The sequence below is a fragment of the Dolichospermum sp. UHCC 0406 genome, assembly GCF_009712025.1.
Lineage (GTDB): Bacteria > Cyanobacteriota > Cyanobacteriia > Cyanobacteriales > Nostocaceae > Dolichospermum > Dolichospermum lemmermannii.
Genome location: NZ_VILA01000002.1, coordinates 111,602 through 129,790, shown reverse-complemented (window position 1 = coordinate 129,790; position 18,189 = coordinate 111,602). Strand labels below are relative to the sequence as shown.

General features: G+C 37.3%; 16 protein-coding genes and 1 pseudogene. 10 read left to right on the top strand and 7 right to left on the bottom strand.

The features are described from left to right. Positions 1–15 precede the first annotated feature (15 nt). The gene (locus FJR09_RS02935) at positions 16–2,271 is read right to left on the bottom strand and encodes an EamA family transporter (protein ID WP_015078259.1); all 2,256 of its coding nucleotides are present in this window, start codon (positions 2,269–2,271) and stop codon (positions 16–18) included. Between the two features lie 375 nt (positions 2,272–2,646). Then, positions 2,647–3,891, bottom strand: coding sequence for an inorganic phosphate transporter (locus FJR09_RS02930; protein WP_168633614.1), 1,245 nt, complete (start codon positions 3,889–3,891; stop codon positions 2,647–2,649). Positions 3,892–4,020: 129 nt separating this feature from the next. Between FJR09_RS02930 and FJR09_RS02925 the strand changes: the two genes are divergently transcribed. Next, the gene (locus FJR09_RS02925; protein WP_168652956.1) at positions 4,021–5,082 is read left to right on the top strand and encodes a class I SAM-dependent methyltransferase; all 1,062 of its coding nucleotides are present in this window, start codon (positions 4,021–4,023) and stop codon (positions 5,080–5,082) included. A 516-nt stretch (positions 5,083–5,598) separates the two neighbouring features. On the opposite strand, the gene patX is transcribed toward FJR09_RS02925, so the two are convergent. Then, entirely contained in the window at positions 5,599–5,835 is a 237-nt protein-coding gene (gene patX / locus FJR09_RS02920) for a heterocyst-inhibiting protein PatX (RefSeq protein ID WP_015078262.1), read from the bottom strand. A 107-nt stretch (positions 5,836–5,942) separates the two neighbouring features. Beyond that, positions 5,943–7,685 (bottom strand): FAD-dependent oxidoreductase, encoded by a 1,743-nt coding sequence (locus tag FJR09_RS02915; protein WP_168652972.1) that lies wholly within the window; start codon positions 7,683–7,685, stop codon positions 5,943–5,945. A 118-nt stretch (positions 7,686–7,803) separates the two neighbouring features. Between FJR09_RS02915 and FJR09_RS02910 the strand changes: the two genes are divergently transcribed. The 9 genes and pseudogenes from FJR09_RS02910 to FJR09_RS02870 all read left to right on the top strand — a co-directional run bounded on the left by FJR09_RS02910 (position 7,804) and on the right by FJR09_RS02870 (position 14,085). After that, positions 7,804–9,126: a serine/threonine-protein kinase gene (locus FJR09_RS02910; protein WP_168652957.1), complete on the top strand. Its 1,323-nt coding sequence runs from the start codon at positions 7,804–7,806 to the stop codon at positions 9,124–9,126. A gap of 101 nt (positions 9,127–9,227) precedes the next feature. Continuing rightward, the gene (locus FJR09_RS02905; protein WP_015078265.1) at positions 9,228–9,752 is read left to right on the top strand and encodes a COP23 domain-containing protein; all 525 of its coding nucleotides are present in this window, start codon (positions 9,228–9,230) and stop codon (positions 9,750–9,752) included. A gap of 336 nt (positions 9,753–10,088) precedes the next feature. Beyond that, entirely contained in the window at positions 10,089–12,350 is a 2,262-nt protein-coding gene (locus tag FJR09_RS02900; RefSeq protein WP_174783236.1) for a tetratricopeptide repeat-containing serine protease family protein, read from the top strand. 116 nt (positions 12,351–12,466) lie between these two features. Then, the gene (locus FJR09_RS02895; protein WP_158310494.1) at positions 12,467–12,616 is read left to right on the top strand and encodes a hypothetical protein; all 150 of its coding nucleotides are present in this window, start codon (positions 12,467–12,469) and stop codon (positions 12,614–12,616) included. 11 nt (positions 12,617–12,627) lie between these two features. Continuing rightward, positions 12,628–13,044, top strand: a pseudogene (locus FJR09_RS02890) (XisH family protein). Then, positions 13,032–13,385 (top strand): XisI protein, encoded by a 354-nt coding sequence (locus tag FJR09_RS02885; RefSeq protein WP_015078277.1) that lies wholly within the window; start codon positions 13,032–13,034, stop codon positions 13,383–13,385. Before FJR09_RS02890 ends, FJR09_RS02885 begins: the two are co-directional and overlap by 13 nt. An 87-nt stretch (positions 13,386–13,472) precedes the next feature. Continuing rightward, complete coding sequence (locus FJR09_RS02880; protein WP_015078278.1) at positions 13,473–13,682, top strand: type II toxin-antitoxin system HicB family antitoxin; 210 nt, start codon at positions 13,473–13,475, stop codon at positions 13,680–13,682. Beyond that, positions 13,675–13,902 carry a type II toxin-antitoxin system HicA family toxin gene (locus FJR09_RS02875; protein WP_015078279.1) on the top strand — a complete coding sequence of 76 codons (228 nt, stop codon included), beginning with the start codon at positions 13,675–13,677 and terminating at the stop codon, positions 13,900–13,902. Before FJR09_RS02880 ends, FJR09_RS02875 begins: the two co-directional genes overlap by 8 nt. 30 nt (positions 13,903–13,932) lie before the next feature. After that, positions 13,933–14,085 (top strand): hypothetical protein, encoded by a 153-nt coding sequence (locus FJR09_RS02870; RefSeq protein ID WP_235081923.1) that lies wholly within the window; start codon positions 13,933–13,935, stop codon positions 14,083–14,085. Positions 14,086–14,222: 137 nt separating this feature from the next. On the opposite strand, the gene FJR09_RS02865 is transcribed toward FJR09_RS02870, so the two are convergent. The 3 genes from FJR09_RS02865 to FJR09_RS02855 all read right to left on the bottom strand — a co-directional run bounded on the left by FJR09_RS02865 (position 14,223) and on the right by FJR09_RS02855 (position 18,121). After that, complete coding sequence (locus FJR09_RS02865; protein WP_015078280.1) at positions 14,223–14,555, bottom strand: DUF86 domain-containing protein; 333 nt, start codon at positions 14,553–14,555, stop codon at positions 14,223–14,225. Beyond that, positions 14,552–14,842 (bottom strand): nucleotidyltransferase family protein, encoded by a 291-nt coding sequence (locus tag FJR09_RS02860; RefSeq protein WP_168652958.1) that lies wholly within the window; start codon positions 14,840–14,842, stop codon positions 14,552–14,554. The genes FJR09_RS02865 and FJR09_RS02860 overlap by 4 nt, the downstream gene beginning before the upstream one ends. Before the next feature lie 123 nt (positions 14,843–14,965). Next, positions 14,966–18,121, bottom strand: a complete 3,156-nt coding sequence (locus FJR09_RS02855; protein ID WP_168652959.1) for an alpha-mannosidase — start codon at positions 18,119–18,121, stop codon at positions 14,966–14,968. Positions 18,122–18,189: the final 68 nt, after the last annotated feature.

Below are 18,189 nucleotides of genomic sequence, written 5' to 3'. Positions count from 1 at the left end.
CCCTACCTCCCCCACTCATTCACTAGGTTGTAGCTGATTAGGTGTTTTTTTCAAGCTAATACTTGCTGCACCTACCGTAACCAAGATAACTCCGATCACTTGGGCAATATTTAGGGATTCTTGTAGCATTACCCCAGCAAAAATTACGGTTAAAATTGGGACTGTAGCTCCAATTAAAGAGGATACAGGAGTGCCTAGGTTACGAATGCCAAAATTATTGAATAAGTAACCGCACAAAGTCAAGACACCTAATATAAAAGCACTTAACACCAATTCCAGGATATTCGATGAGCTAATTGCTAAACCTAAATTACTGGGTAAAGGGATGATTAAGCAAATAAAACTTAATAACAACATGGTAGTGAAGTTAATTGAAGTCAAAGATACTGGATGTAGTTTGAGTTTAGTAGCGCATATTCTCGTCAGAATAACATAAATTGCAAATGCTATCCCGGACAGAATGGCCGTGGTGCTTCCTAGTGAGGTATTATTCACCCCTACAGACTGACTGCCTAAAACTAATAATTCACCACAAAAAATTGCTGCCATTGCCCCTGTTACCATTAAACTGGGACGTTCCTGAAATAGAACCCAGGATAGGAAGACACTCATAACTGGATAGATAAAGAAGAGGGCGATCGCTATTCCTGTTGTGACTTCACCGATAGCAATGTAAATAAATACCTGGGATAAAAATAATAAACAACCGCTAATTACTGACAAAAACAAGGACTGTTTAGTTTTGTTCTGAACAGGGGTTGCATTTGCCCGTAATGAAGCAAATAAATTTTCTAGCTCTTGCCAAATAGGAGGATGTAATATCGGCGATAAAAGTAACATTAATGGTACAACCACTAATAAACGTAGCATCAAAATTAAGAAAATATTCCCCAATGTGGGAAAGATTAACTGTTGGGTTGGCAATCCGCCCAAGGGGTTAGAAGCTGTAAAGAAAATTGCTTTAATTGCTACATTATAAAGAGACGAAACCACTGTAGACAAACAGATCAAGAGGAAACCTATTTGCAACTGTGACCAGTTGGGAGAGGTGCGGGATCTTTGTTGTCTAGGAGTTTCTGGTTGTCTAGGAGTTGCTGGTTGCTGAGGAGTTGCTGGTTGTTTAGGCGTTGTTTTTTGTTTAGATGTTGTTTCGCGCCTTAATTTTGGTGTTGGCGGTCGTCCTGTTGATAAATTAGGAGTTAAAACAGAAACTGGTTCAGGTTTTGTCTCTCCTAATGTTGGTGCTGTTAATACTTTAGAAGTCAAAACAGCACTAAGTTCAGAGTTTTTGTCTTCCAGTGATGTATCTGGATTTACGAAAGAACTGAGTTCAGGGCTTTGATTTTCCGGTATTGCTGGTAAATCTGGATTTACGAAAGAACTGAGTTCAGGGCTTTGATTTTCTGGTATTGCTGGTAAATCTGGATTTACGAAAGAACTGGGTTCGGGGCTTTTCTCTGTTGGTGAAGATAATATAACCGCATTGGCTGCTGATGTAGAATCACCCTGTGGGGATTGGTGAGGAATTAAAGTAACTGGTTCGACAATGATTTTTTGTGAGGATTTTTCCCCATTTCCATTTTGATGAGTTATGGCTTCACCACGCAGACTATCAGCTAGTTGTAAAACTGTGGGTGGGCCCCCTGTTATTACCTTGAGAGAGTTTGCATCTCGATTTTTTTCTACTTCACTGCGGAGACGATTTACAAATTCTGCTAATATTGCTTCCCCTTGCTGTTGTTGGCTATACATCCGTGACAACTGTTGGGAAAGATCACCTTGATAGTTTTTGAGTTCTTGTAATAGGGAATTAAAGGCAATAGTGACGTTATCATCCAGACTGTCTAGCATATTAGTGACATTCTGTCCGATTTCATTAACTGTATTATTATTTATTTGAGCATTTTGCAACGTGACTAGATCAGAGGGATTATATTCTACGGCTTGAGTAGCTAAAGTTTTTAGTGAGGATTGTAATTGGGAAGATATGTGTTTGGCTAAAACTTCTGCTAATTGACGGATTAATACTTGCTGTTCCGTAATTTGCCGTGATTGTTGTAACTGTTCTTTTTCCTCAATTAACTTTTGAATATCGGTAGATAGTCTGGTTTTTTCAATTTCTAAGCGTTTTACGTCTTCCTGTAACGACCTCAATAGATTTTGTTGAAGATTTTCTAAATCCTCAACTACATCCCATAGGGCATTTTCTGCGGCTCTGGATAGCTCACCTCTAATGCGTGGGTTTTCTGGTCGCTTCTCAAATCGCCCCATCAGTTTCTAGCCTCTAACACCTTGATGATTAAGTTGCTGCCCCGGATACCAGACCAACATCTGTATTAAGTTTCCTTGAGAAAAGACAGGAAACTGAACAATTTCACTGAACTTATAAATTTAATTAACTTATTACAAGATTATTATCTATCATTTTTTTCAGGAATGATAGTGATGAAAGTCTTACAAATGAATACCTAACTACAAGCATCAAATCAGTGCGGAATACCTATTGATTGATAGTTGCCATTGATTTTGCCTTTGGAACGAGGGGTCAGCCTATGGCCTTAACATAAGTCTTGTTGTTCTCGAAGAGCAAAAAGCTGTTAACTGGGTAGGAAGCCTATACTTACCCGCAAGGGAAGTGTAGGTAGTTCACTGCCAGAAAATTGCCATGAGGGTAAAAATAGTGGCACTCAGGGCGGCACTGATGGGGACTGTAATTAACCAGGCCGCAGCGATATTTTGGATAGTAGCAAATTTTATTGATTTAATGTTCTGTACCAGTCCAATACCCACAACTCCACCGACAAGGGCGTGGGAGGTGGAAACGGGTAAACCTAAGCGGGAAGCTATTAAGATGGTGATGGCTGTGGCCAGTTCGGCACAAAATCCGTTACTAGGTTCTAAGGAAATAATATTTTCGCCGATGGTAGCGATAACTTTTTTACCCCAAACTGCTAAACCTGCGACAATCCCCATCGCACCGAGAACTAGAATCCAGAGGGGAATGGTGAGTTGATCACTGGGGACTTTACCTTGTTGATTAATGTAGGAAATTACTGCTAGGGGGGCGATCGCATTACCAACATCATTAGAACCATGAGCAAAGGCCACGAAACAAGCACTCAAAACTTGAAATTTGGCAAATAAACCTTGAATTTTATTGTCAATTTGACTATTTGCCAATTGTCGCCAACTGATCAAAGTCAAGCTAATTGCAGCCATTCCACCGATGAATAGGGTGATGTCATGGGGGGGAATATTCAATTTTCCCTCTGTGAGTAAGAACTGACTCAGAGGTTGAGTGATTGTGGGGAGAACGATAATGCCAAATACACTCAATAGCAATGTACTTAACCAGGGAATCCATTCCTGTAACTGGGATAGGGGCTGGGGTTGGTTAAAAATCCAATGTTGAATCAGACTATAAAACCCAGCGGCGATCGCGCCACTAATTATTGGTGTTAAAATCCAGCCAATGGTAATTAAACCAATGGATGACCAATCTATTGCTTCTATTCCTAAAGCTACCCAACTAAAGCCAGCGATCGCTCCCACAATGGCATGAGACGAAGACACAGGTAAACCCCTAGCTGTAGCAATTTGTAGCCAGATCCCAGCCGTTAGCAGTACCGCTATCATTCCCATCACTAAAGTTTGTGGTGTCGTCACAAATAAGGCTGGATTAGCGATTTTCGTGCCAAGGGTAGATGTTACCTCTTGTCCAAACAAGACAGCACCCAGAAACTCTAACACCCCAGCAATAATGATTGCCTGTTTGAGCGTAATAGCCCCAGAACCCACAGAAGTTCCCATCGCATTAGCAACATCATTTGCACCCAAATTCCAGGCGACATAGAAGACTAAAAGAGCGACTATCGCAGTTTGCAGTTCCATAAAATAAACCATTCACACCTGTTAACAGGTAAAAATTGTCATGAATGATTTACATTTTCCATTTTTTTGGCTATAAAAATCTGGACGAGCTATAAAACTCGACACACTCAACAAAACTTAATTTTATCTATGTTTGATATTTTCACAAAATTAAGCTACCAAGCTCTGCAATCAGGGAAGAATTACTTTGCTTTTGCTCACAAAACCGTAAGTTCACAGATCAAAAACCTAATTTATCCATCACTTCAGCCCAATATCAGTCCTTTATCCCCGAAATTGCTCACACAACTTCAAGACAATATGAACCAGTTATTGGCAAGAGACTGGGAAGATAGTCAAGCAGGTGTGTATCCCCAAAATTTATTATTTGATAATTCTTGGGACGATTTCTTCCGTTACTATCCATTAATATGCTTAGACTTACCAAACATCTGGGAACGCATTAAAAACCGAAAATATCAAGAATTTTCTCAAGAAATAGCCACAGACAACTATCCCAGCTACTATTTACAAAACTTCCATTACCAAACAAATGGCTATTTGAGTGAACTGTCCGCCAATTTATATGACTTACAGGTGGAAATTCTGTTTGGTGGCTCAACTGATGCCATGAGAAGACGCATCCTCTGTCCTCTCAAATCCCAACTAACAGCATTTGACCATATTCCCCAAGAACAACTCCGAGTCATAGATATTGCTTGTGGTACTGGACGAACACTGAAGTTAATCAGAGCAGCTTTACCCGACGTATCTTTATTTGGTATAGATTTATCCTCAGCCTATTTGCGGAAAGCCAACGAACTATTATCCCAAATTCCTGGAGAATTACCGCAACTCGTGCAAGGAAATGTCGAAGAGTTGCCTTATCGAGATAATTATTTTCATGGCACAACTTGTGTTTTTCTGTTTCATGAGTTACCAGCGGCAGTTCGTCAAACTGTAATTGAAGAGTGTTTTCGGGTCACAAAACCAGGAGGCGTTTTTATCATCTGTGATTCCATTCAAGAAAATGATCTACCGGAGATGGAATTAGTTGTCAAAAACTTCTCAGAGACTTTTCATGAACCTTATTACAATCATTACGTTACAGATAACCTGGTAGAGCGGTTAGAAAAAGCTGGATTTGAGCAAATAGAAACCCAAGTTCACTTCGTCAGTAAATATTGGATTGCTCACAAACCAAGTCACTAGAAATTCAGTATTCACAATGAAGGTTGATAACTAAGAAAAGTTTTCTTTTTCCTCACTTCCGGTAATTGTTCCCACCTACTAACGCCCAATGTGTACCGGGCGCGATTACCACAGGTGAGATTGGTACGTGTATTAGTGAATTGGTCACCAATACACGCCAAGGTTTGAGTAATTACCGGATGTTTTGATGAAATATTGAACAATTTTCGAGAGATGAAGTGCTGTAACTGTCTATGTTTTTAGCAGAGAAATTGCAATACTGATAGCTTGCGTGACGACGCAGTAGCCGTGGGACTGATCAAAGATATAGTGCTTGTAACTATCTATATCTGGTGTCAGTGAAAGGGAAATTTACAAACGATAGAATCAAACAAGTGTAGTGCTGTAACTGTCTATATCGTTTCGATTCAAGAAGTGGTATGCAGGATTTAAAAGATCCAATAATCCGGTAATATCATTTCTGGGTTGGCAGGTTTTACGCTTTGACGCTTCCATAACAGAACTGAAATTGCCAACTTATCCATCTAATCCTCTACGACCACTACCTCGGTGAGGATTGGGCTTTTCGGGTTGGTTGGGGCTAGGTTTGGAGTTATCAGCCAGGTTGAAACTCTGGTTTAACACCAAAGGTGAAAGCTGGTAATCGGACTTAGCCATTGACAGAGCGGAAAAACGAGTCTGTACTGCTTCGCAGTTAAAAGCTAAGGAGCCAAGGACCAGACTCGATACTAAAAGTGAAATGGCAGCACGCATAGTAGATGTCTATTTTAGAACTCTCTACTTCACTAATACTTAACTTTTATATGTCTGTCCGGAAAATTCGGGAAAAAGTATTGTAGTTTACTGAATAAATGTTCATTTTATACTTCTTCAAGATGCTCAACAAGTAACCAATTTCCAGAGAAATTTGGTCGCCCCCAAATCTTGAGTATTTTTTCTGGGGTCAAAGCTTGCAGTTGTTGGTCTATATCAGATTTCAACGTCACAAGCTGCCAATTTGTTGTAGTTAAATTGGTGTCATTTGTAATATTAAATTGGTAATTTTGCTCACCCAGTCGTCGGAATTTGCCTGTAAAGCAGTCGAGATCTAATTTATTATCTTCATCGACTAAAATACAAGGACAGTTACCATCGGCAGGATAAGCTTCTGGGTGGTCTAAATAATAAGTTTGCCAGTACAACCAATCGGGATGATTAGTTAATAAGTTAAACAAGGGAACAATTGGGCTAGGTGCATCGTCGTCTGTCAATAATGCAGCCTGCAAACTCTTCACTGGTAAATCCCTGGGTTGACATTCTAGCACAATACAAAGAGAAGCTGCCATACCTGCCGCTTGTCCAATTCCCATGACTATTGGTTGAAGTCTAGTAGCGCCGTTAGCGATGTGGGAAACGGAAATGTTTTTTTCACAAACTAGCAAACCATCTGTAGTAGCAGGAACCAGGGCGCGATAGGGGATAGTGAAGGGTGTTCCTGTCCATCTTCCACCCCAGCGGATAGATTTAGGTTGCAGTGAGAACTCTACACCAGGATAATGGTGATCGTTGGCATAGTTACCAACAGCGATAGCATCAGAAAATGGTAATGCGGTATTACTGTTGGCTAAAGGCAAAATATCCTGTTCACAAACGGTAGTTAAGCCTACTAGACGGCGACTTTCCCGATAATAGGGATGGAGGGCAAAGGCGGAGTTAGGATGGGGAAACAGGTTTTCTGCTAATCCGTAACGCCTACCAAACTGGGTTTGAATGAAATGGGCAAAATTCTGACTGTGCCAATAACATTCTTGCACAAATTCGCGCTTTTTCACTGAGTCTAGCAACCGATTGGCATTTTGGCAGTAATCGTTGCCCGCAATAGGCCAGTTAATCATAAATCGATCTGCTGGTAAGCGTCCATAGTTCAAAAATTTTTCTGGACTATAGTTATCCCAAGCTCCTGTAAACTGAGATGGATCATAGTTAGGGGCTGGAAGAATTGCTGGGGCGGTATTTTCGCCAAAGTCTTCCATGACTACTACCCAGGTTGGTGCTTGGACTGGATAAGTTTGGGTCAGGGAGTTAAAATTTGTTGGGGCGCTGGGTTCTCTCCATTCTGACTGTAATTCCCAACCCCAACGGTAAGGTATTTCTCCTAATGCTAATAAGTCTCCTAATTCTGTGCCGTCAAGGATAATTTTGGCGTTGACGGTGAAATCTGCAAAGCGGACACCTGTGATACAGTCTTGGGTTCGCAACACTGCTAATGGCACTTGTCCCGAAATCCACTGAAGATTCGGTAATTCTCGCACCCAGTCGGCAAATATTTCTGCACCTATCCGCGGATCATAACTGAAAAAGCTGACCCAACTATGATCTAATCCCCCTGGTTGTCTACGTTGCAATTCTTGTAAAAAAGCTCCCCATAAACCTGTTTGCAATGCTTGTAATTCGTTTCCGTCTGGTGCAGATACACCGGCAGAGGTTAGCATTCCTCCTAACCAGGGAAATTCACTCACAAGGATTGTTTTTACACCTCGTCGTGCTGCTTGGATAGCAGCCGCTGTTCCACCTGTGCCTCCACCAACTACTAGGACATCTGTTGTATAGGTTTGATTCATAATATTAAGTCAATTGGTTATTGGGTATGAGGAGACGTTTATCACAGATCATCCGGTTGTGATTCAGTATTAATTCTTGCTTTGCTGGTGTATATTATTCAATATTGAATTTAGATAATTTATGAATAATATCTTGCGAATAGGGACTTTGCTGAGAGAACGTTACAAAATTATCGATCTTTTATCTCATCATACTGGTTTTGGCATTACCTATAAAGTTAAAGACTCTAATCATCCAAATCAACCAATTCGGATTTTAAAACAACTCAAAAAACCTACTGCATCTAAATTAGATATTGAAAACTTATCTATTTTACAACAGCAAGAAATATTAAATCAATATTGGCAAGAATATTTAAGGCTGTTCAGAATAGAAACGCAAGCATTAGGTAAACTTGGTGAGAAACATGAACAAATTCCCACAATTTATGAACGATTTTCAGAAGGTGGAGAAGAATTTTATGTACAAGAATATATTGAAGGAAATTCTTTAAGTCAAGACGTCAGACAAAATCAAAGATTATCAGAAGAAAAGACGATATCTTTATTAATTGAGATTCTAGAAGTCTTCGAGTACATTCAAAATAATCCTGGTTATGCAATTATTCATCGAGACATCAAACCAGATAATATTATTCGCAGAAGTAGTGATAATAAATTAGTTATCATTGATTTCGGTTTAGCGAAAGAAGTAACCGTTCCGGGAATAAAAGTAGGTTCAGTTATGGGAGGAACAAAAGGATATATTGCACCAGAAATATTATTGGGAATAGTATCTTTTGCTAGTGATATTTATTCTATTGGTATGATTGGAGTCTTTGCTATCACGGGAGAAGATCCCAGTTATACACCTTTACTAGCTGAAAATTGGCGAACAAAAGCAAATGTACGTCCTGAATTTGCTGATATTTTAAATAAAATGATTTGTGAGGATTATACAAAACGCTTTCAAACCGCCAAAGAAGCCTTACAAGCATTAATGGGAAATCAAGCACCCCCACCTCCAGCACCTCCAATTCCCTGGAAATTAATTCTTGGCACTATTTCAGGAATCATCCTGATTATTAGTGTAGTTATGGCTGTTATGTCCATATTACCCAAATCTAATGATCAACTAATAGCTGATGGTAAAGCCAAATCAGGACAACTAACATCATCAGATCAAAAAGAGTTATCCAATAATAAAACTTATGATGTTTATACTTTTAAAAGTGATCAAAGACAATATTTAACAGTGCAAATAATCAGCAATGATTTTCAACCACAACTCACGATGATGAAACCAGATGATAAATACTTTAATCCTGTATCTAATGTAGGAACAAAAGATAATGATTTCACCGCTTCTATTATGGTAGAAACGGGTACTTATCAATTTAAAATTACATCAACAAAAGCAGCAAGTGGTAATTATGTAATTAAAGCTTGGGTGACAGATAGGTAATTAGTGATAAAATCCCCATATTCATCCTGTACATCCTTAAATCCTGGACATCCTGATTCAGACAATAAAGATAATAATCCAGCACAAAGACAATCCCAATTATGAAAAGTTATCAGTGGCTATTATTTCCAAGTATACTCATTTTAAACCTCACATTCACAGCGTGTCAAAAATCTGAAAAGGTTGTTTTCTCCTGTGAAACAGACGGTAATGGAGAACCTGTTGCTAAGGTTAAATACCAAGACAAAACGCGAGATTTAATAGAGTGGAAACGCACGAATTTTGTAAAAGCTGGTTTTCCTCCTCAACGAAGATGTCAGGAAGTAACACCAAAATTACAAACTGCTTATGATAATGGAAGTTTGAAAGATTTAACTTGGGGTTATTCTGAAGCTGAAAATGACCCTCGCAAACTCTTAAAGTCTTTATGCACCAGCACAGGCAAAGATTGTCATACTTTGATTTTAACATTATTAGATACAGATGATGCTGATGTGGAATTAAAATCTTTTACTGCGGTGTTAAATGGTGATGCCTCCAAAGCGTATCTAACTTCTTCTTGTGCAGTAAAACCTCGTAGTAATTTAACTTGTACTGTTGATATATTCAAAGTGTTTAATAAATAAAGATAGGAACAAAGCCAATAAAGCCAATAAAGCCAGGGAATAAATTCCCTGTCTCAAAGCTAAAGTCGGTTAAAACCGACTGAATGGAAGGATTTTTTGGATTTTTTAGTCCGTTTTAACGGACTTGCGCTATTAGACTGGGAATTCATTCCCAGGCGGGTTATGAAGCAAATCGAAAATTAGCCAATAACCAAATTATCAAATACCAATGGAAGAATTTTTTAGTCCGTTTTAACGGACTTTCGCTATTAGACGGGGAATTGATTCCCCGACGGGTTATGAAACAAACGGAAAATTAACCAACAACAAAATTACCAAATACCAGGATTACCATCTATGAAATTACACAAATTATCCCATTTATTATTATTCTTTGTTCTCCTATTTCCCGCTTCTCCTATTATTATCAATGGTTGTAATTCTTCCTTGTTCGCACGCAAACCAGGGACTTTATCAGAATCAGAATTAAAAGATGTCTTAAAAGAAATTACTGTAAAAGTCCTAGTTGATGATAAAGAAGCAGCTTCAGGAACTATTATTAAAAAACAAAACGGCTTTTATACTGTTCTCACTAATTATCATGTGATAGAAAATGCTAAATCTGTGAAAGTTGTCACTCCAGATAATCAAATTTATCCCGTTGAATTTTCTAAGGTAGATAGACAAGATAATAAAAAAGATGATTTATATGATTTAGCTAAATTGACTTTTAGCAGTGAAACCACTTATTTAGTTGCTGGTTTAGGGGAAGAGAATATTAAACCAGGAGAAAAGGTTTTTGCTGGAGGATATGTTAAAGGTAATTTGCAAACTACCAAAGGTACAGCGAAATTATTTTTAAATCAGCCGTTAATTAAAGGACAACAAATAGCCTATGATAATGATATTCAACAGGGGATGAGTGGAGGAGCAATTATTAATGAAAAAGGTTATTTGGTGGGGATAAATAGTAAACTTGCTCACCCGGTTTTACAAACTGATTTTCGATATTTACAAGGTGAACAACCTGATGAGAAAACTTTAAAGGAATGGGGTAATTATAGTTGGGGTATTGCAGTTAATTTAGTGGATGAAGCTGCACCTGATTTAGCTTTGTTTCCTGAGAGGGTAATTAGGAAAATTGGCGGTATTCCGGCTAAGGTTTTAGATATTGCTAAACAGTCTTCGGTGCAGATTAAACAGGCTAATGGTGGTATTGGTAGCGGGGTAATTATTGCTAAGGATAATGATATTTATTATGTGCTAACGGCTGCTCATGTGGTGGAAAATAAACAGGAGTATCAAGTTGTTGCACCTGATAAACAAGTATATAAGGTGGATAATCAGACTATTCGCACCAGACAGGGACTTGATATGGCTGTTTTACAGTTTCGTAGTTCTCAGGTTTATCAAGTTGCTACTTTGGGGGATTATAAATTGTCTGATAAAGCACAATATGTATTTCTTTATGGTTGGAAGGGGGAAGAATTAAATCATCCTTCATTATTTAGTGTGGGAACTATTGAAACAAATACAGATTTTTGGGCTAAACCGAGAGGGTATGAATTAGCATATAGCAATCAAGGGTATCCGGGTATGAGTGGCGGGGGGATTTGGGATACAGAGGGGAGATTAGTTGGTATTCATAATTTTGCTGAAAAGGATGTTTTAGGATATAGTTTGGGTTTGTCTATTGAAAGTTTTTTGTTCTATCAAAAGGATGGGTTATGGCAGTTACCCCAAGCTAAATTAACTGTAGCTAAAATTGAACCAAAATCATCTGATTTTAATTCAATTAATTTAGCATTCTTCCCAAATATTTCAGCACCTGACCCTGTGAATGGTAGTGGTAAAGATTGGCTGAATTATGGTATTCAATTATGGCGCATTGCTGATATAGATAATGTAATTGCAGCGATGGAAAATGCCATTGGCAAAGATCCAAATTCTTGGCAAGCTTTTTATAATGTTGCTTGGATTTGGCGAGGACAGAAAAAATATGATTTCGCTTTAGCTGCTATCAATGCAGCAATTAGAGAACAACCAACTTTTTATCGTTCCTATTTATCAAAGGGTTCGATTTTTCAGGCTTTAAAACAATATGAAGATGCTTTGTTAGCATTGCATCAAGGAATTACGGAAGCTAAAACAGACAATATAGTTGATTTTTCACTTTATCAAGTGCGGGGAGAAATATTTGGTGAGTTGAAAAAATATGATCAGGCTATTGCTGATTTTACCCAAGCTATTACCATTAATCCTCAATTTGCAGCAGCTTACTATAATCGTGGGGTTGCTTATAGTAAACAAGGAAAGACTGAGTTAGCTATTGCTGATTATACCCAAGCTATTATTATAAATTCTAAGTATGAAAATGCTTACTATAATCGAGGTAATGCTTATAGTAAACAAGGAAATTTAGATCAAGCCATCCAAGATTACACTCAAGCTATCACTATAAATCCCCTAAATAGAAAGGCTTATTATGGTCGAATCCTAACTTATATTCTCAAAGGTAATAAACAAGAAGCAATTAAAGATTTAGAAACTGCAAAACAACTATTTCAACAACAAGGTAATACACAAAATGCTCAAAAAACACAAGAATTATTGAATTAATTATAGCTACTATTATCTTTATTTTACCTTCTATTCTCCACCCATACATTAACCAACCCTAATCAAAAACAACCAAACTAACACCACAACCACTAGTACAGGTTGGCGCAAATAACATGACCATTAAAAGCTCCGAAAATTTGATTGACCACAAGGCTAAAAAATGGTTCATTCACTTACGCCGCAGGGTACTAGCTGCTTCTGCTAACCGAGAATCAAGAATTGCTAATTTCCCTTACCTGAAACTACAATTAGAGTATAATTAAATAATGCCAATATGCCAGCCAAAGATATCTACCATAACGAAGTCAAAAACGCATTGATAAAAGACCGTTAGACTATCACAGATAACCCTTATATTATCAAATACGAGGATGCCGAACTATACGCAGACCTAGCAGCAGAAAAACCAATTGCCGCAGAACGTCAAGGACAGAAAATAGTTGTGGAAATTAAAAGTTTTGTCAGCAAATCGCTGATGTATGATTTTCATAACGCCTTGGGACAATATATAGTATATCGGAATCTCATTCAACTTACAGCACCAGAATATAAACTCTATTTAGCTATTGATGATGTTGTCTATGAGAAATTTTTTCAACGAAAATCTGTACAAGCTGTAATTCAGGAAAATCACCTGCTGTTAATAGTTGTTAATACAGAAAAGGAGGAAATTCAGCAATGGATAAACTAGAACAATACCGGAATATTATCAAAAAAATATTGACTGAATATTACGAAATGAGTAATACTCAAATTTCAAAAAAATATGAATTTGAAGTTAGTGAACGTTTAGCTATTGATGAAAACAGAGATCAATATATTTGGTTTCGTTTTGGTTGGGATGACAAAAAGCAAATACAGCATATCATCATTTATCTTACCATTAAAAACGGCAAAGTTTGGGTAGAAGAAGATGCAACAGATTTATGTATAGTTGATGATTTACTATCAGCAGGAATACCGCAAAATGATATTGTTTTGGGTTTCCATCATCCCAGTAAAAGAGTTTTCACAGAGTTTGCTACGGCTTGAAATAACGAGAATATTGTAGGGGTTTAGCAATGCTAAACCCTTACCTTTTATGTTAAAATAAACATAGATGTAACCCTCATAAAAATTATGAAAAGTCGCAGTTTTACAGTCATAATCTACAAAGAAGATGATATGTATATCGCTGAATGTCCAGAAGTTGGTACTGTAGATCAAGGAGAAACTATAGAACAAGCAATAACAGGTTTAAAAGAAGCAACACGACTTTATTTAGAAGAATTTCCTTTACCAGAAACCTCTCCTAGATATGTGACTAGCATAGAGGTTACTTATGCCTAAATTACCACGAATTTCTAGTAAAGAAGCAATTCGGACATTAGAACGTATGGGTTTTTATCAAATTAGACAAACAGGTAGTCATGTAATCATGAAAAAACAAACAATTAATGGAGAAGTTGGTTGTGTTGTACCATTACATCCAGAATTAAAAGTAGGTACATTAAGCGGTGTTCTTAAACAAGCACAAATTACTCCTGAAGAATTTATAGAAAATCTATAAAAACTATATCTCTAGTTTAAACAAAGATTTATGAACAAAACACCAATGAATCAAGAAGATGATTTTGATGCTGGTGATTTATTACCAGAGTATAATTTCGATTATACAAAAGCTCGTCCTAATCGGTTTTCTACTACCTCAGAAAATAAAATTACTGTAATTCTTGATCCTGATGAAGAATAAAGTTTTTCAAACATCAGAAGATGTGAATCGTGCTTTACGTTGTTTGTTATCTGCTATTCCTGAAAAATAAAGCCATTACATTATTGAATATATTGACATTCTGTAGGGGTTTAGCAATGCTAAACCCCTACGAGATGTTATGGATTTTGCAAAATTGCTGTAACTTGTCTTTTCAAATTAGATAAATTTTGTTCAATAATTTGCCAAACTAAATTAAGATTTACCTTTAAATAATCATGAATTAAAACATCTCGTAAACCTGCCATTTGCTGCCAAGGAACATCAGAATATTGACTTCTCAACTCAGGTGATAATCTCTTTGTTGCTTCCCCAATGATTTCAAAATTGCGAATTACAGCATCTTGAATCATCTTGTTTTGCATAAATTCCTCTTTACCACCTTTCGTATATTCTTCTATTCGTTCAATACATTCTTTAATATTACTTAAATACAAACGCTCATCTTTCATAAAGGTACAGCCTCACTTAATACTTTATCTCTAATTAATTCATGTAAATTACCAGGTTCAGCAATATCCACTTTTCGTCCTAGCAATGCTGCTAAATCTTGCATTAAACCAATATAATCAAATAAACTACTTTGTGGTTTAAGTTCTACTAAAAAATCTATATCACTATCTGGTGTTGCTTCACCTCTAGCAACAGAACCAAAAACTCGCAGATTACAAGCACCATACTTAGTGGCAATTTTTAATATTTGTTCTCGAAATGGTAGCAATAATTCTTCAATTCCCATAAGTTATTTTTGAAAAAGATTAGCCCTTTCTATTTTATTAAATTGCATCAGTATTTGTCAATACAGAAAAGGAGGAAATTCAGCAATAAAACTTATGAAAATTCGCACCTTTACAGTAATTATTTACAAAGAAAATGGTAAACATTTATCTTTAGCTAAATCCTGAGAACAATTAATTAATGTGGCTTGAAATGTCACAATTTTCCAAGGTTGAATATTTTCCTCTAATTTAAGACAATTCTCTAATAAATCAACTGGTTCTCCTAAATTTAAAATCTGACTTTGTAAAGATAAATTCGCTGTTTTTCCATGACATTCATAAAAGCGAAGAATGAATTTCTCCGAATCATCTTCACTGGGTTTAAGTGCCATTAAAATCAAATTATCTGCTGATAAATATAGAAAACTTTGACTTTGACAACCATCTGAATTACATTGATAATTATCTGGATTTACTAATACTTCAAAAGGCACGTTTAACTCATAACCACGTTTTACAGTTTCTGCTTCTTCCCAACTGCCCAAATGAGGGTATAAACTATAGGTAAATTCGTGTATTCCTCTATCAGCTTGGGAGTCTGGCCAATGGGAACTTCTTAGCAAAGTCAGACGCAGTTGGCTAGGTTGGGCATCGTAACCATATTTACAATCATTGAGGAGACTAACTCCGTATTTTCCGACTTCTGTATCTGTGGTTAAATCTGCCCAATGTAAAGCGGGGACTTCCCATTTTGCCTTTTGGGCGGGGGTTTGGGGATTTGTGGGACGACGAATAGCACCGCAGGGGATTTCGTAAGTGGCAAATTCGGCTTGGAGATTGAGAGGAAAGGCTGTTTTTACTAATACCTGATTTTCTTGCCAATTTACAGTATTAGTTATTTTCAAAATTGGTGAACCAAGTTCCAAAATGTAATCTTGACAAAATTCCGATTTTCCCAGTTGACGCACTACTCGCAACCGTTGGTGAATTTCTCCATATTCTTGCCATTGAATTGATTTTAATTCGGTTGGAGGTAGGGGTTTTGTGTTATAATTGGGATCTATATTCCAAGCATCCCAATATTGGCCGCTGTCGGTAAAAGCTTGAAGTTGATTTCCCGCACCGGTTAAAATTTCCCTTTGTTTAATTTTATCAAAGACGCTGGTTAGATCTCCGGTTTCGGGGTTAACTTGAATTTGCAGATATTCGTTTTCTAATATCCAGTTTTTGGGGAATATTTTCGGCTGGGGGGAAGAGGGAGAAATCCAGAAAATGCTGTAACCTATAGATGGGATGGTTGCGAAAAATAATAAAGTTGAATTTTCGCAGTTTTGGCATAAAATTTCTTTTCCTTGAATATCAGCAACTTTCCAGGTTGGATAATTTGGGGTGATGATTTTTGATAAGTCAACTGTAACAACTTCCGCACGTTCCCAGTTGAGAGAGTTAAAAATTATGACGGGAATACTTTCAGAATTGGGAGGTTGTGGTATATTGATTTTGGATGTGATTCCGATTAAGGACTCTTCTAATATTTTCGTTCCCATTTTTTCCACCGCTTCCCATTCGGGTATTGCGTCTTCATAAACTTGGGTAATGGAAGAACCGGGTAAAATATCGTGAAACTGGTTAAATAAAACTTTTTTCCACGCGGTTTCTATTTCTGTTTGCGGAAATTTCGCACCACAAAGGATATTTGCTAAAGTTGCGAATAACTCAGCACTATATAATAGATGTTCAGATTTACGATTCCAGCGTTTTTGGTCTGCGTGGGTAGTATAACATCCTCTGTGGAATTCTAAATAAAGTTCGTTTTCCCAAACTGGTAAATTTTGACTTTCAGATTTTATGAATTGAAGATATTTTTCCGAAGTTGTAAATTCTAACTTGGGGAAAATTGGGGAATGTTCCCAACGTCTTCCAGTCTCCAGCATATCACGAGTTGGACCACCACCATGATCACCAACTCCGGGAAGCCAAAGGGAATCTTGTAAACCTGTTTGAGTTTTCCACTCACAAGCGTACTTGGCCATTTTAACAGGTTCGATGGTTTCGCCGATAGGTGCGGACATGAAACTTAATGTTTGACTACCATCGAGCGATCGCCACCAAAATAAGTCATAATCAAATTTAGTTGTATCATTCCAGCGGAGTTTTTGCGTCACAAAGAATTCAATTCCCGCATTTGCTAAAAATTGGGGTAATGTCGCACAAAAACCAAAGGTATCGGGAACCCAAACTACAGAAGATGTTTTTCCGAACTTCTGCAAAAAATACCTTTGTCCATATAATAACTGACGAACTATAGACTCACCAGCAATTAAATTTAAATCCGGTTCTACCCAAAAACCTCCCAAAACTTCCCATTTTCCGGCTTTAACTTGGTTTTGAATTTCTCTAAACAAGTCGGGACGGTTTTCTTCTACCCAAGCATACAACGCCGGTGTGGTATGACAGAAAATCAATTCGGGAAAATCTTTTTGGAGTTGTAAAACTGACTCAAAAGTATTTTGTGCTGCTTTCCAAGTTTCTGCTACAGGCCATAACCATGCTAAATCTAAATGGGCATGACCTAATAAATTGATTTTATATTTTTGGGCGTTGATAAATTCAGCTAAACCCACATAGGTTTCTCGCAAATTCACCAAATATGTTTTCCAATCTTGATTTTCTGCGTCTTTAAGATTTGTAACTTTCTCAACTTCCCTAGCTAGATTTGGAATTTTTTCTGGTGCGAAGTTTTGGATAAGAATTTCCGTAACTGCTAATTCATCAGCAATAAAACCAGCATCAGGATGATTGTAATCTGTTGATTCATAAATTGCAAGCGATCGCATCAACGCCCCATCACAATGTCCCGGACTCACCAACCGCAAAGCTATGGTAAACTCTTCCCCAGGAGTTACACTAGAACTGAGTAATACTCGCGGTGAAGAATCAAACAAATCTCCCGTCAATACTAACTTATCATTAACATATACTTCCGCTAAATCTGCCCACCATACCAAAGCCACGCGCAAAGACAAACCCGTTAAGGGAAAGTTGTGTAAATTCTCAGGAACAGAAAATTTTTGTCCTAACCATAATACCTGTTTTCCCCCTTTCCAGAAAATATGATCTTTTTCATTTAGCTCAACAGGTTGCCAATCAGTTAAACTAAATGGGATAAAATCAGTAACTACCTCGTCAGTTTCCTGATATCTCCAGGTGGACTGGATATCAACTTGACAACAAGAACGCAAATTTTCAATTGCTGTGGATATAGATTTGGTATTTAATGAGGATACAGGGAGATTCATATTGCCAATAAAATAATATAAATAATTGACACTGACGAAAATTTACAACTTGCTGGGAGTTTCATAAC